At 63.5% G+C, this 12,354-nt stretch carries 16 protein-coding genes; 8 read left to right on the forward strand and 8 right to left on the reverse strand.

The window, feature by feature from the left end; translation table 11 throughout:
• The first annotated feature begins 60 nt into the window (after positions 1-60).
• The 3 genes from dapD to AC0NID_RS04860 are packed head-to-tail and all read left to right on the forward strand — an operon-like array spanning position 61 to position 2,056.
• A complete protein-coding gene (gene dapD / locus AC0NID_RS04850; RefSeq protein ID WP_473451339.1) occupies positions 61-915 on the forward strand; it encodes a 2,3,4,5-tetrahydropyridine-2,6-dicarboxylate N-succinyltransferase in 855 nt (284 codons plus the stop codon).
• A 25-nt stretch (positions 916-940) separates the two neighbouring features.
• Entirely contained in the window at positions 941-1,312 is a 372-nt protein-coding gene (locus tag AC0NID_RS04855) for a DUF805 domain-containing protein (RefSeq protein ID WP_473451341.1), read from the forward strand.
• Between the two features lie 21 nt (positions 1,313-1,333).
• On the forward strand, positions 1,334-2,056 hold the full coding sequence (locus AC0NID_RS04860) for a hypothetical protein (RefSeq protein ID WP_473451343.1): 723 nt from the start codon (positions 1,334-1,336) through the stop codon (positions 2,054-2,056).
• Between the two features lie 233 nt (positions 2,057-2,289).
• Here the strand turns inward: AC0NID_RS04860 and AC0NID_RS04865 are convergent, their stop codons facing one another.
• Positions 2,290-3,324: a 2-dehydropantoate 2-reductase gene (locus AC0NID_RS04865; protein WP_473451345.1), complete on the reverse strand. Its 1,035-nt coding sequence runs from the start codon at positions 3,322-3,324 to the stop codon at positions 2,290-2,292.
• A gap of 116 nt (positions 3,325-3,440) precedes the next feature.
• On the opposite strand from AC0NID_RS04865, the gene dapE reads away from it, so the two are divergent.
• Positions 3,441-4,640: a succinyl-diaminopimelate desuccinylase gene (dapE, locus tag AC0NID_RS04870; RefSeq protein ID WP_473451347.1), complete on the forward strand. Its 1,200-nt coding sequence runs from the start codon at positions 3,441-3,443 to the stop codon at positions 4,638-4,640.
• A 2-nt stretch (positions 4,641-4,642) separates the two neighbouring features.
• A complete protein-coding gene (locus tag AC0NID_RS04875) occupies positions 4,643-5,251 on the forward strand; it encodes a transporter (protein WP_473451349.1) in 609 nt (202 codons plus the stop codon).
• Here AC0NID_RS04875 and truA read toward each other — a convergent pair.
• Genes truA through def form a run of 4 tightly spaced genes read right to left on the reverse strand, consistent with a single transcriptional unit; the run spans position 5,233 to position 8,004 of the window.
• Positions 5,233-5,988, reverse strand: coding sequence for a tRNA pseudouridine(38-40) synthase TruA (gene truA / locus AC0NID_RS04880; protein WP_473451351.1), 756 nt, complete (start codon positions 5,986-5,988; stop codon positions 5,233-5,235). The genes AC0NID_RS04875 and truA overlap by 19 nt on opposite strands.
• Before the next feature lie 18 nt (positions 5,989-6,006).
• Positions 6,007-6,516 (reverse strand): GNAT family N-acetyltransferase, encoded by a 510-nt coding sequence (locus AC0NID_RS04885; RefSeq protein WP_473451353.1) that lies wholly within the window; start codon positions 6,514-6,516, stop codon positions 6,007-6,009.
• Positions 6,513-7,448 carry a methionyl-tRNA formyltransferase gene (gene fmt / locus AC0NID_RS04890; RefSeq protein WP_473451355.1) on the reverse strand — a complete coding sequence of 312 codons (936 nt, stop codon included), beginning with the start codon at positions 7,446-7,448 and terminating at the stop codon, positions 6,513-6,515. The genes AC0NID_RS04885 and fmt overlap by 4 nt, the downstream gene beginning before the upstream one ends.
• A gap of 10 nt (positions 7,449-7,458) precedes the next feature.
• Complete coding sequence (gene def, locus AC0NID_RS04895; RefSeq protein ID WP_473451357.1) at positions 7,459-8,004, reverse strand: peptide deformylase; 546 nt, start codon at positions 8,002-8,004, stop codon at positions 7,459-7,461.
• 105 nt (positions 8,005-8,109) lie between these two features.
• Here def and AC0NID_RS04900 point away from each other — a divergent pair, with 105 nt between their 5' ends.
• Positions 8,110-9,381 (forward strand): DNA recombination protein RmuC, encoded by a 1,272-nt coding sequence (locus AC0NID_RS04900; protein WP_473451517.1) that lies wholly within the window; start codon positions 8,110-8,112, stop codon positions 9,379-9,381.
• Between the two features lie 48 nt (positions 9,382-9,429).
• On the opposite strand, the gene AC0NID_RS04905 is transcribed toward AC0NID_RS04900, so the two are convergent.
• Together AC0NID_RS04905 and AC0NID_RS04910 are read right to left on the reverse strand one after the other, a co-directional pair.
• Entirely contained in the window at positions 9,430-9,834 is a 405-nt protein-coding gene (locus tag AC0NID_RS04905) for a GFA family protein (protein WP_473451359.1), read from the reverse strand.
• 103 nt (positions 9,835-9,937) lie between these two features.
• A complete protein-coding gene (locus tag AC0NID_RS04910) occupies positions 9,938-10,768 on the reverse strand; it encodes a transglutaminase-like domain-containing protein (protein ID WP_473451361.1) in 831 nt (276 codons plus the stop codon).
• Positions 10,769-10,979: 211 nt separating this feature from the next.
• Between AC0NID_RS04910 and AC0NID_RS04915 the strand changes: the two genes are divergently transcribed.
• Positions 10,980-11,105 (forward strand): hypothetical protein, encoded by a 126-nt coding sequence (locus tag AC0NID_RS04915; protein WP_126036705.1) that lies wholly within the window; start codon positions 10,980-10,982, stop codon positions 11,103-11,105.
• A 193-nt stretch (positions 11,106-11,298) separates the two neighbouring features.
• Complete coding sequence (sugE, locus tag AC0NID_RS04920) at positions 11,299-11,613, forward strand: quaternary ammonium compound efflux SMR transporter SugE (RefSeq protein ID WP_473451363.1); 315 nt, start codon at positions 11,299-11,301, stop codon at positions 11,611-11,613.
• Positions 11,614-11,801: 188 nt separating this feature from the next.
• On the opposite strand, the gene AC0NID_RS04925 is transcribed toward sugE, so the two are convergent.
• Positions 11,802-12,230 (reverse strand): DUF6481 family protein, encoded by a 429-nt coding sequence (locus AC0NID_RS04925; RefSeq protein WP_473451365.1) that lies wholly within the window; start codon positions 12,228-12,230, stop codon positions 11,802-11,804.
• Positions 12,231-12,354 lie beyond the last annotated feature (124 nt).

Below are 12,354 nucleotides of genomic sequence, written 5' to 3' on the forward strand. Positions count from 1 at the left end.
GCGCGACTTTCAAACAGGTTAAGGCGCGGCCCCTTAACAGCTTGGTAATGGAGCGAATTCATGTCGAAGCCCGATCTGGCGAGCCTCGAAAACACCATCGAAAAGGCCTTCGAGGAACGCGACGCCATTTCGACGGCAACCCGCGGCGCGACCCGCGACGCCATCCAGTCGGCGCTCGACTTGCTCGACCGCGGCGTCGTTAGGGTCGCCGAGCGCCAGGCCGACGGTGCATGGCATGTCAACCAGTGGCTGAAGAAAGCGGTGCTGTTGTCGTTCCGGCTCAATCCGATGGAGATCATCGGGGGCGGTCCCGGCCAGGCCGTGTGGTGGGACAAGGTGCCGTCGAAATTCGACGGCTGGAGTGCCGTCGATTTCGAGAAGGCAGGCTTCCGCGCCGTGCCATCGTCGATCGTGCGGCGTTCAGCCTATGTCGCGCCGGGCGCCGTGCTGATGCCGTCCTTCGTCAATGTCGGCGCCTATGTCGACAGCGGCACCATGGTCGACACGTGGGCCTCGGTCGGCTCCTGCGCCCAGATCGGCAAGAACGTGCACCTGTCGGGCGGCGTCGGCATCGGCGGCGTGCTGGAGCCGATGCAGGCCGGCCCTACCATCATCGAGGACAATTGTTTCATAGGTGCACGCTCCGAAGTGGTCGAAGGCTGCATCGTGCGGGAGGGCTCGGTGCTCGGCATGGGCGTCTTCATCGGCCAATCGACCAGGATCGTCGACCGCGCCACCGGCGAGGTCTTCTACGGCGAAGTGCCGGCCAATTCGGTCGTCGTCGCCGGCTCGCTGCCCGCCAAGCCATTGCCCAATGGCGAGCCCGGTCCGAGCCTCTACTGCGCCGTCATCGTCAAGCGGGTCGATGCCAGGACCCGTTCCAAAACCTCGATCAATGAACTGCTTCGCGACTGATCCTTGAAGAAACGGACGCACCCAATTGCCCGACAGACCGCGATTTCTATGGCTTTTCTTCAGCCTTTCCGGGCGAGTGAATCCCAGTGCCTATTTTTTGGCTGGTCTTTTGCCCCTTCTCGTTCAACTTTTCCTGCTCTACCAGTTCTCGCGAACGCCCCTCGGCACCGCCGCAAGTCAGTACTGGGCGCTCGCCTGGTGGATCGCCGTGGTTGTCTCAACATGGTCGACCTTTGCCCTGACGGCGAAACGGTTCCATGATTTCGGCAAGCCTACCTACTACGCATTGATCTCTCTCATCGTCGGCGCCATTCTCCTTGTCATCCTGGCCTTTTTCAAAAGCGATCCGGGACCCAATCGCTATGGCAAACGCACCAATGCACCGGCCGAATCCTGAGCCTCGACCGGGTATCCCGCCATGCGCTACCGCACGCTTGATTCGAAACTGATCATCGAGACCGCCGTGCGACTGGAAAAACGCGTCGCCGACCGTTTTCCCGATGCAGGCTTGCGTGGCGTCGCCATCGAGCTTGTGTCGCTGTCGCGCGATCTGGCCAAGGCGGCGAAGGCGCTGGAAGCGCCGATCTGGTGGTTACGCGGCATCATCATCTCCGCCATTGCTGCCGGCGCGCTGATGTTCCTGTTCGTCGGCACCATCCTGCCGCTCGGCCGTATCTCGGGAAGTCACGACGCTATCCAGTCGGTGCAAGGCATCGAATCCTCGATCAACGTGGTCATCCTCGCAGTACTCGGCTTCCTGGCCTTGATCCGAACCGAGGAACGTATCAAGCGCAGGCGGGTATTTCGCAAACTTCACGGCTTGCGATCGCTGATCCACGTCATCGACATGCATCAACTGACCAAGGATCCGGCAGTGCTTTCAGCCGATTTCAAGCCGGCATCGCATTCACCGGCACGCATAACCGACCGTGCCGACCTCGCCCGCTACCTCGACTATTGCTCCGAAATGCTATCGATCACCGGCAAGATCGCCGCGTTGTTCGCCCAGTCGGTCAACGACAATGTGGTCGTCGATGGCGTCAACGATATCGAGACTCTCGCCTCCAACCTGTCGCGGAAGATCTGGCAGAAGATCACGCTGATCGACGGTCCCTCGCGGGCGGCACGTCCCGATACCTAGAGATGCGGACTTTCAAATCGAAGCGTACCGCCGATCTATCCTCTTGTTTGAGCATCGGATTTTCCCAAAACCGGTACCCAGCTCTGGGTCCGATGCTCTAGAGTTGAAGCTGAGTCGAGTAGGGATTCCCAGAGTTCTCCTCACCTGTTCCGATCACACGCTCTACGAAGCCAAGCGCACCGGCAAGGGCCGTTACCGCGCACATGTGCGGGCCGCGAACACGATCCCACCGATCATTGGGAGCCGCCCGCCGCCGTAATCGCCTCGGGTGTCAGGCCGGGCGATCCACGCCCTTCCTGCTCTGCCTTGCGCACCAGCGTCGTGATCCGCTCTATCAGTGGCGCCGGCGTGCCCGCTCTGTCCGCCAGGCGCAGGATGGCGCCTTGCAAATCGTCGATCTCGGTCGGTCGGCCGCGCTGTAGATCATCCCACATCGATGAGCGCGCTTTGGGATCGATCGCGAGCATACGCCGCGCCAGGACCTTGAACAGCCAGTCGGGCAGGCGCAGCACTTTCGGCAACAGCGCCGGACGCAGGCCGGCGATCCGTGCCGGCTCGATGCCTGAGGCCCGCATTGCAGCCAACGCCTCGTCGATCTGACCGGCCAGGATCAACCGCCAGGGGCGGTCGGCCAATTGTGCTGCCAGCGGCAGGCCGCAAAGCGCCACCAGCGCGTTGTTCAGATTGAGCAGCAGCTTGCCCCACAGCACCGCTGTCATGTCGCCACGCGCGCTGACGGCAAATCCATCGACATCGAGGAGACCGACGAGGTCAGGTACCCCGTCTTCGATCATCACCTTGCCTGCGCTGGCGCGATGCACGCCAAGCGGCAATTCGCCGCTCGGCGACTGGACCACGTTGAACGGCACCATGCCGGCGACTACAAGCCGCGGGCCAAGCCCGGCCCGCAGCCTGTCGGCATTGTCGACGCCGTTCTGCAGGCTGAGCACCACCGCGGCGGGGCGGGCATGGGCGGCAATGAGCGCCGCCATCTCTTGCGTCGCGCCGCTCTTGACCGTCACCAGGACGATATCGGCGCCGGACAAGGCAGTCGCCGGGTCGGCGGTGACGTTGAGTGATTCCGGCGCCATGCGACGGTCGCGGCCATCGAGGTCGCTGACCCGCAATCCATCCTTGCGCAACACCTCCTCGATGTGCGGCCTCGCCAGAAGAATCGCCTTGCGCCCGGCGAGCGCGAGACAGCCACCCACATAGCAGCCGATACTGCCGGCGCCGGCAATGGCGATCGTTTTTTCTTCCCTGGCCATGCGATAAGCTCACCTTGGCCTGCGACTATACGACCTGAGAACCATAATGTCGGCGGTATGGCTAGCCTTTATGTCTGACCGTGACAGGCCCTGCTCTTTCGACTATCGCTTTGCCCATGACCTTGCCGACCGACCCCGCCGCAAATCTGGCCGCCCTGATCCGCTGCGCCTCCGTCACGCCTGCCGAAGGTGGAGCCCTGGGCGCGCTGGAGACAATGCTGAAGCCACTCGGCTTTTCCGTCGAGCGCCCGGTGTTTTCCGAAGGAGGCACGCCCGATATCGAAAACCTCTATGCGCGCCGCTCCGGCAACGGGCCGCATTTGATGTTCGCCGGGCACACAGACGTGGTGCCGGTCGGTGACGAGGCCTCGTGGACGCATCCGCCTTTCGCCGCCGAGGTCGCAAAGGGCGAGATGTTCGGTCGCGGCGCCGTCGACATGAAGGGCGGCATCGCCTGTTTCATCGCCGCGGTGGCGCGTCATGTCGAGTCGAAAGGCGGCCCGAAGGGCTCGATCTCGCTGCTGATCACAGGCGACGAAGAAGGACCGGCCATCAACGGCACGATAAAGCTGCTCGAATGGGCGGCTGCCAGGGGCGAGAAATGGGACGCCTCGATTGTCGGCGAGCCAACCAACCCCGACGCGCTCGGCGACATGATCAAGATCGGCCGGCGCGGCTCTTTGTCCGGCAGCATCATCGTCAATGGGCGGCAGGGTCACGCCGCCTATCCGCAGCTTGCCGACAACCCGGTGCGCGGGCTGATGACGCTGGCCGACGCCTTGTTGCATCCCGTCTTCGACAAAGGCACAAAGGATTTTCAGGCGACCAACCTGGAAGTGACCTCGATCGATGTCGGCAATCCGGCCACCAACGTCATTCCGGCGAAGGCGACCGCTACCTTCAACATCCGCTTCAACGACACATGGACCGCCGAGACCATCCAGGCGGAAATCCACAACCGTCTCGACAAGGCGGCGAAGCGCAAGAAATACCGGACCGGCAAAACAACGCCTGTCGACTACGAGCTCGTCTGGCGCGACCGGCCGAGCCACGTCTTCCTCACCCGCGACGACCGGCTGATCGAAGCGCTCAGTGGTTCGGTCAAGGCGGTGACCGGCGGGAAACCGGCGCTTTCCACCTCCGGCGGCACCTCCGATGCGCGCTTCATCAAGGACTATTGTCCGGTGGTCGAGTTCGGGCTGGTCGGTAAGACCATGCACATGGTCGATGAACGCGTCGCGCTTACCGACCTGGAGACGCTGACACAGATCTATCGCCGCTTCATCGAAGACTGGTTCGAGCGAGGCGTATCGTAGTCATGCTTTCGTCAGATGAAACCTATGCTTCGCTGACCGGCGCCTGGCGACTGATGCTCGGCAAGCCGGACGGACTGCGCCTGCTCGATCTTTCGGCCGACGGTTTCTGGAATTCCTTCTTCGCCATCGTCGTCGCAGCACCGGCGCTGATTGTCGGTTGGGTCGGCCTTGCCAACGAGATCGGCGATCCGAATGCGTTCGCGGGGCGCTTCACCATGCTGATCCGTCTGGCGACGGTCGACATCAGCACCTGGGTGTTGCCGCTTGTCGGCCTTGCCCTTGTCGCACCGCGCGCGGGGATCGGCGGGCGCTTCGTCCACTATGTCGTCGCCAGCAACTGGGCGTCGGCGATCATTGCCTGGATGATGCTGCCTGCGGCGTTGATCAGGCTTTTCCTGCCGTCCACCAATGAGTTCGCCGTACTGGCAGCGCTGCTTTTGTTTGCGCTGTCGATGATCCTGACCTGGCGGATGACGAACGTCGCCATCGGCAGGGGCGCCGCCGTCGGCACCGCTGTCTTCGCCGGCATGTTCGTGGCGTCGCTGGCGGTTTGGTTCGGCATGGAGGCGCTGCTCGGTATCGGTGCACCAAATCAACCGACCGTCGGATAGTCCACACCGACAAGAAAAAGTCCATCGGGCGGCGCCACCTGGCCACAGGTTGCGCGGTCGCGCGCATCGAGCGCCGCCTTCAGGTCGGCAATCGTCCAGCCACCTTCGCCGACGCGCTTCAGCGAGCCGACCATGGAGCGCACCTGATTGTGCAGGAACGAGCGCGCCGAGGCTCGCACTTCGATCACGTCACCCAGACGACTGACGTCCAGCCGGTCGAGCGTGCGAACCGGGCTGTCGGCCTGGCATTGGGTCGAGCGGAACGTGGTGAAATCATGCCGCCCCAGCAGCACTTTTGCCGCCTCGTGCATGGCTTCGGCGTCGAGACGCTTCGGCACCCACCAGATCTTGCCCTTGTCGAGCGCCGCCGGCGCGCGCCGGTTGACGATGCGGTAGAGATAGTGGCGGCCAGTCGCCGAGAAACGCGCGTCAAAGCCATCCGGCACGACGGCCGCCTTGAGAATGGCAATGCGCGCCTTGGCCGTTTGCAGATGGGCGTTGACGGCATCGCGCACCTTGTCATCAGGCCACGCCTTGACGAGATCGACATGCGCCACCTGGCCGGTCGCGTGGACGCCGGCATCGGTGCGGCCGGCGCCGCGCAGCGAGACCTGTTCGCCGCAGAATTTCTCGATCGCCTGCTCGATCGCCTGCTGCACCGAAGGCTGGTCTGCCTGACGCTGCCAGCCGGCATAGAGGCTGCCGTCATATTCGATGTCGAGGCGAAACCGCGGCATTCCTGAAGCAGGATGAGGTTAGGCGGCGAGCGCTGAGCCAAAGGCCGAAGCGTAGACCAGCCTGCCGGTCTCTGGCGCTTCGCCCCAGGCCAGCGCCTGAAGCGCTTCGCCCTGGTATTCGCTTTCGAACCTTTCGGCGCGCGCATGGCTGTAGCCAAAACGGCCGTAATAGGCGGGGTCGCCAAGCACCACGGCCAGCATCTCGCCGGCGTCCTTCAGGCGGATATGCGCCTCACGGACCAGCGCGCCGCCGATGCCGGTGCCGTGGAACGACGGCTCGACCGCCAGAGGCGCCAGCGCCACCGCTGTAAAGCTCTTGCCGCCATTCCGCACGAAAAGCCGCGAAAACAGGATGTGACCCACCACCTGCCCGTCTTCGTCCGCCACCAGTTCGACGACGGCATCGCCGCCGGTGACCAGCGCGTCGACCAGTCCGGCCTCCGCCTGCTGGCCGAATGCATGTTCCTCGACGAGGCGGATCGCCTCGCGATCCCGCGGCGTCGCCGCGCGTATCGACATCATGCTCATGAGAATTTCATTCCTTTTTCGAGCTTGGCCCCGCGCAAAAACTCCTGCGAGGTAATGGGCCTTCCGCCCGCACGTTGAACTTCGACCAGCCTGATCGCGCCTGAACCGCAGGCGACCGTCAGCCGGTCGTCGAGAATTCCTCCCGGCTCGCCGGCGCCATCTGAAAGCGTCGAGCGAAGCAGTTTCAGCCGTTCCAAGCGGCCGCCAATTTCGGTTTCGCACCATGCGCCGGGAAAGGGCGACAGGCCGCGAATATGATCGTGGACTTCGCCAGCAGGCCGCGTCCAGTCCACGCGCGTCTCCGCTTTATCGATCTTTTTGGCGTAGGTCACCCCCGCCGTCGCCTGTGTGGTAAATGTCAGGGCATCTCTTTCCAGCCGGGCCAGTGCTTCCACCATGAGCGCGGCATCAACGATCATCAACCGGTCGTGCAGGTCGCCGGCCGTCATATCGGGGCCGATGGCGCATTTTTCAACCATCGCCACCGGGCCGGTGTCCAAACCTTCCTCCATCCGCATCACCATCATGCCGGTCTCGGTGTCACCGGCCATGACGGCGCGCTGGATGGGTGCGGCGCCGCGCCAGCGCGGCAGCAGCGAGGCGTGGCCATTGAGGCAGCCAAACCGCGGCGCCTCGAGAATGGCTTTGGGCAACAGCAATCCATAGGCGACGACGACGGCGACATCGGCCCGCAAGGCGCGGAACGCCTGCTGCTCGGCATCGTTCTTCAGCGACACCGGCGTTCGCACCGTGATGCCCAGCCGCTCCGCCTCGCGCTGCACCGGCGACGGCGTCAGTTCCAGCCCGCGGCGACCGGCGGCGCGCGGCGGCTGGGTGTAGACGGCTTCTATCTCATGCCCGGCTTCGGCGATCGCCCGCAGCGTCGGCGCCGAGAATTTAGGCGTACCCATGAAGATGACGCGCAGGGGCATTTTTTGAGCCTTATCCCACCAGCCTGCCCGGCGCCTTGTTGCCCGACACCTTGTCTCTGGCGAGTTTCTTGAACTTCTTCACCACCATGTCGCGCTTGAGCTTCGAGATATGGTCGATGAACAGCACGCCGTTGAGATGGTCGATTTCGTGCTGCAGGCAGGTCGCCGTCAGCCCTTCGGCCTCGATCTCCCGCAGCTTGCCGTCGCGATCGAGATATTTCACGCGCACGGCGGCGGGGCGCTCGACCTCGGCATAGTAGTCCGGGATCGACAGGCAGCCCTCCTCGTAGACCGAGCGCTGATCGGCGCTCTCGAGGACCTCGGGATTGATGAAGACATGCGGCGCCGGCGTCTCGCCCTCCTTGGCGAGGTCGATGACCAGCATGCGCAGCGGTTCGCCGACCTGGATCGCCGCCAGACCGATGCCGGGCGCATCATACATCGTCTCCAGCATGTCGTCGGCGAGCTTGCGCAAAGCACCGTCGACGCGCTCGACCGGTTTCGAAACCTGGCGCAGGACGGGATCGGGAAGGATGATGAGAGGCTTGATCGACATGGCGTCTCACCTAAGACCTCGCGCGAAAAGCGTCAACCGGGGGTTTGAAAGCGCCGTTCACGTTTTGATCTGTGCCATCGGGACGAATCATCTATGCTGTCCCATATGAACGACCTGACATCAATCCTGTCCGAACCTGTCGCCCGGCTTGGCGCCACGACGATCACGCTCGGCCACGCACTGGCATTCGGCGCGATCCTGTTCCTGGGCCTGTTCATGGCGGTCGTCGGCGCGCTCTGGCGGTCGGCCAGGGCGCGTGCGGTGGCGGCCGCGGAAGCCGCAGACCATGCCCGCGACGCCGAGGCGCGGATGGCCGGCATCCTGGCAAGCCAGGCCGAAATGCAGGGCCGCATGGGCGCCATAGCCGAAGTGTTCGGCGCACGGCAGGCCGAACTCACGCAGTCGATCGGCCAACGCCTCGACGCAATGACTGGCCGTCTCGGCCAGACCATGACCGAGCAGACGAAATCGACGCATGAGAGCCTCGCCAAACTGCAAGAACGGCTGGCGGTCATCGATATGGCGCAAGGCAATATCCAGTCGCTCGCCGGCCAGGTCGTACAGCTTCAGGCGATCCTCTCCAACAAGCAGACGCGCGGAGCCTTCGGCCAGTCGCGCATGGAGGCGATCGTCGCCGACGGCCTGCCGCACGGCGCCTATGAATTCCAGGCGACCTTGTCGAACGGCAGCCGGCCCGATTGCCTGGTGAAGATGCCGAACGGCGCACCGGCGCTTGCCATCGACGCAAAGTTTCCGTTGGAAGCCTGGAACGCCATCCGTGCCGCCGAAGGCGCCGATTCGCAGAAGGTCGCCGCACAGTCGTTTCGGCGCGACATCGAGGTGCATGTCCGCGATATATCCGAAAAATACCTGATTCAGGGCGAGACGCAGGACACCGCCTTCATGTTCGTGCCGTCGGAATCGGTGTTCGCCGAGATCCACGAGAATTTCGAGGCGATTGTCCATAAAGCCCACCGCGCCCGGATCGTCATCGTCTCGCCGTCGCTGCTGATGCTGTCGATCCAGGTCATACAGGCGATTCTCAAGGATGCCCGCATGCGCGAGCAGGCGCATCTGATCCAGGGCGAGGTCATCCGGCTGATGGAGGACGTCTCGCGCCTCGACGATCGGGTGCGCAAGCTGCAGACCCATTTCGGCCAGTCCGCCAAGGACATCGACGATATCCTGGTCTCGACATCGAAAGTGACCAAGCGCGGCCAGAAGATCGAGGCGCTGGAGTTCGGCGTTCAGCCGGCAGAGGGCGGTGCGGGAATTGGCGAGACCACGCATGGGGGCGCAATGGCCGAAGCGGGTGCGCGCATCGCCGACTCCAAAACCGGTCAGCTGCGACTAAGGGTCGTCGAAGGCGACGACTGAGATATTGAGCCGAAGGTTGGGCGCGGAAGCTTGGGGTAGGATCTGGCGCTACTGCTCCTCGACGATCGTCGTGCCTTCGAATTCCGGCAGCCAGTGCAGCGCCGAGCGGTGCCACAGCTGTCGCCTCGGCACCAGTTCATCGCGCTGCCGCGCCGTGCCTACCCTGATGCCGTAGACTTTCGGCCCGTCGCCGACCGACGTGGCATAGAGATGCGAACCGCACTCGCCGCAAAAGGCCTGAGCGCGCCTGGCGCCGCTCGATGCGGTCTTGATGTAGACCTTCGGCGTGCCCTTGGTGATCCGGTAGTGATCCTCCGGGGCCGGCACGGTCACGCGAAAGGCTGTGCCGGTCAGCTGCTGGCAATCGGTGCAGTGACAAATATTGGTCTTTTCCGGATCGACCTCCGCCTCGTAAGTGATGGCGCCGCAATGGCAGCCGCCGTCGATTTTCATCTTCGTTCCTCCCTTCAGCTACGCCTTGATACGCTCGCAGCTTAACGGCGCACACCCCGCCGAAGCTCCACAAGCAATCACAACGCGCGAACCATCCGGTGGTTCAAGACTGCTGCGCCGACGCCTGTTCGACTACCTCCTCGGTCCAGACTCTGAAACCGGCCAGCGTGCCCGGTCCGAAGATATGGGTCAGCGGCACATCGGCTGCGTCGCGGCCGGAGGCGATCAGGATGCGGCCGATGCGCGGCGCATTGTTCCGCGGATCGAAGGCATGCCAGCGTCCGCCGAGATAGACCTCCATCCAGGCGCAGAAATCCATGCTCGCCCACGGCTTCGGCAGGCCGATGTCGCTGATGTAGCCGGTGCAATAGCGCGTCGGGATGTTCAAGGCGCGGCAGAAGGCGACGGCGAGATGGGCGAAGTCGCGGCAGACGCCGCTTTGTTCGCCGTAGGCTTCAGCCGCCGTGCGCGTCGGCCGCGCGTTGCCGTAATTGAAGATGATATGGTTGTGGACGAAATCGCAGACCGCACGCACGCGCGGGATGCCGAGCGGAGTGTGGCCGAACAGCCGCCACGCCTCGTTCGCCAGCACGTCACTCTCGCAATAGCGGCTCGGCAGCAGAAACAGCAGCGTGTCGGGCGGCAGGTCGCGCACTTCATGCTGCCATGCCATCAGGTCGCCCATCTCGAAGGTTCCGACGTCGCGGATCACCGCGTCCGTGCCGAAGCTGAAGCGACCCGGCGGCGCGACGAGACGGTTGCACCAATTGCCGAAACTGTCGCGGTAGCTCTCGATCGGCACCGGCGGGTTCGAGGTCAGGAAATCCGGCCGCTCGAGATCGGACGCGCGGGAATAGTGGACGTTGAGCATCGCAATCAGCGGCGTTTCCTGCGGAAAGTCGAAGCTCATCTCGCAGCCGATATGGATTCGCATTGTCGTCCTGACCGGCCTGCCGGACCGTCGCCCGGCGAAGGCACGGGCCGATGCTGCATTGCAAAAGGGATCATCGCACGGACCGGCGCGATTTACGAGCGAATTAGCAACCGACTGACAGTGGCCGGCTGGCGCCGGCGCCAGATTATGCCACTTGCGGTCGGGCGTTTCTCTTGGTTCATTTCGTTTGCCACAATCGGAGGAACGAATCATGGCTAAAGGTGCGATGAAGGCGGGCAAAGAGGCCCGCAAGCCGAAGAAGGACGCGAAGAAACCCGCCGCTGCCCCGGCCCTGAAGGCACCGCCCGTCAAGGCGATCAAGCTCAAGGACAGGTAAGCTTCGGCGTTTTCGGCGCAAGGTCATGACCGGCGGCATTTCAGGACCAATCGATAGTCAGCGATTGGTCCTGAAGTGCGGCTGGTGCTGCTGTTGATCGGGCGCGCGAAATTTCTACATTCATGCAGCGAAGAAGGCTTCGCGCTCTCTCCGAAATCGGCCGGGACGACCCGCAATCGAATGGAGCGTTCCGATGTCGTGGATTCTTCTCTTCTTCGCCGGTCTGTTCGAGATCGGCTGGGCGATCGGCCTCAAATACACCGACGGCTTTTCGAAGCCGCTGCCGACCGTCCTGACCGCTGCCTCGATGGTCGTCAGTCTCGCCTTGCTCGGGCTGGCGCTGAAGGCGCTGCCGGTCGGCACGGCCTATGCGGTGTGGACCGGCATCGGCACCGTCGGCACGGCGCTGCTTGGCATCTGGCTGCTCGGCGAGCCAGCGACCGCGATCAGGCTTGCCTGCATCGCACTCATCGTCTGCGGCATCATTGGATTGAAGCTTGCGGGCTAAGCAGGCATTCGTGAGCTGGCCCGCGAATGCCTGCTCAGATTCTTTTGTTCGTCGCAGGTTCTTGTCGCAAAACCGTGGGACACTTTTGCGGAACCTGCTTTAGTTTGCTGCAAGGCCGCAGCACAAACGCCTTAAGGGCCGCTGCTAGGCGGCCCTGAGGGCGATTTGCAAATCGCGCTGTAGGAGCGCTAGCGAGCGGAAAAGCCCGGAGGCGTCCGGCCGGTCCGCTGCTTGCGCGCCGCATAACGCGCGTCGCGCTTGGCCTTGCGCTCGGCCTCGTCGGCGAGCAAACGAGCGATGCGCTCGTTCTCTTCGGCTTCCCGGATCTTCGCTTCCGCTTGGGCCGCTTCTTCCGCAGCGATGCGCGCTGCTTCGGCAGCAGCTTCGCGCTCGGCCTTTTCGGCCGCCTCGCGCGCCAGCTTTTCCTGCTTCAGCCTGGCCTTTTCGGCCTCGCGTATCGCGCGTGCTTCGAGGATCGCCTTGCGTTCGGCCTGCCGTGCCAGCACCGCTGGATCGTCTGCTGCCGGTTTTGACTTGAAGCGCTCCAGGAGCGCCTTCCTTGCCTCGTTTGCGGCATTGCGCCGCTCAAAAATGTCTTTTTCCCTGTAGATAGCCAAGTCCACTTCCCTGAAGTCAATTCGCGACGCTTACATACGCGTGAAAACCGAGAGTTCAAGCGCCAAAACGGTATGCCAGGCATGAAATTCTGGTCTGTTGCAGCCGGGAGACGCCATTTCGGCT

Source organism: Mesorhizobium sp. WSM4821 (genome assembly GCF_055901555.1).

What these genes read in the sequence shown, in the direction of transcription:
- AC0NID_RS04900 (WP_473451517.1), top strand. Translation starts at nt 8,110, where the DNA reads ATGAACGACCTGACATCAATCCTGTCCGAACCTGTCGCCCGGCTTGGC.
- AC0NID_RS04910 (WP_473451361.1), bottom strand. Translation starts at nt 10,768, where the DNA reads ATGCGAATCCATATCGGCTGCGAGATGAGCTTCGACTTTCCGCAGGAA.
- dapD (WP_473451339.1), top strand. Translation starts at nt 61, where the DNA reads ATGTCGAAGCCCGATCTGGCGAGCCTCGAAAACACCATCGAAAAGGCC.
- AC0NID_RS04885 (WP_473451353.1), bottom strand. Translation starts at nt 6,516, where the DNA reads ATGAGCATGATGTCGATACGCGCGGCGACGCCGCGGGATCGCGAGGCG.
- AC0NID_RS04875 (WP_473451349.1), top strand. Translation starts at nt 4,643, where the DNA reads ATGCTTTCGTCAGATGAAACCTATGCTTCGCTGACCGGCGCCTGGCGA.
- AC0NID_RS04860 (WP_473451343.1), top strand. Translation starts at nt 1,334, where the DNA reads ATGCGCTACCGCACGCTTGATTCGAAACTGATCATCGAGACCGCCGTG.
- sugE (WP_473451363.1), top strand. Translation starts at nt 11,299, where the DNA reads ATGTCGTGGATTCTTCTCTTCTTCGCCGGTCTGTTCGAGATCGGCTGG.
- dapE (WP_473451347.1), top strand. Translation starts at nt 3,441, where the DNA reads ATGACCTTGCCGACCGACCCCGCCGCAAATCTGGCCGCCCTGATCCGC.
- def (WP_473451357.1), bottom strand. Translation starts at nt 8,004, where the DNA reads ATGTCGATCAAGCCTCTCATCATCCTTCCCGATCCCGTCCTGCGCCAG.
- truA (WP_473451351.1), bottom strand. Translation starts at nt 5,988, where the DNA reads ATGCCGCGGTTTCGCCTCGACATCGAATATGACGGCAGCCTCTATGCC.
- AC0NID_RS04865 (WP_473451345.1), bottom strand. Translation starts at nt 3,324, where the DNA reads ATGGCCAGGGAAGAAAAAACGATCGCCATTGCCGGCGCCGGCAGTATC.
- AC0NID_RS04915 (WP_126036705.1), top strand. Translation starts at nt 10,980, where the DNA reads ATGGCTAAAGGTGCGATGAAGGCGGGCAAAGAGGCCCGCAAGCCGAAG.
- AC0NID_RS04905 (WP_473451359.1), bottom strand. Translation starts at nt 9,834, where the DNA reads ATGAAAATCGACGGCGGCTGCCATTGCGGCGCCATCACTTACGAGGCG.
- fmt (WP_473451355.1), bottom strand. Translation starts at nt 7,448, where the DNA reads ATGCCCCTGCGCGTCATCTTCATGGGTACGCCTAAATTCTCGGCGCCG.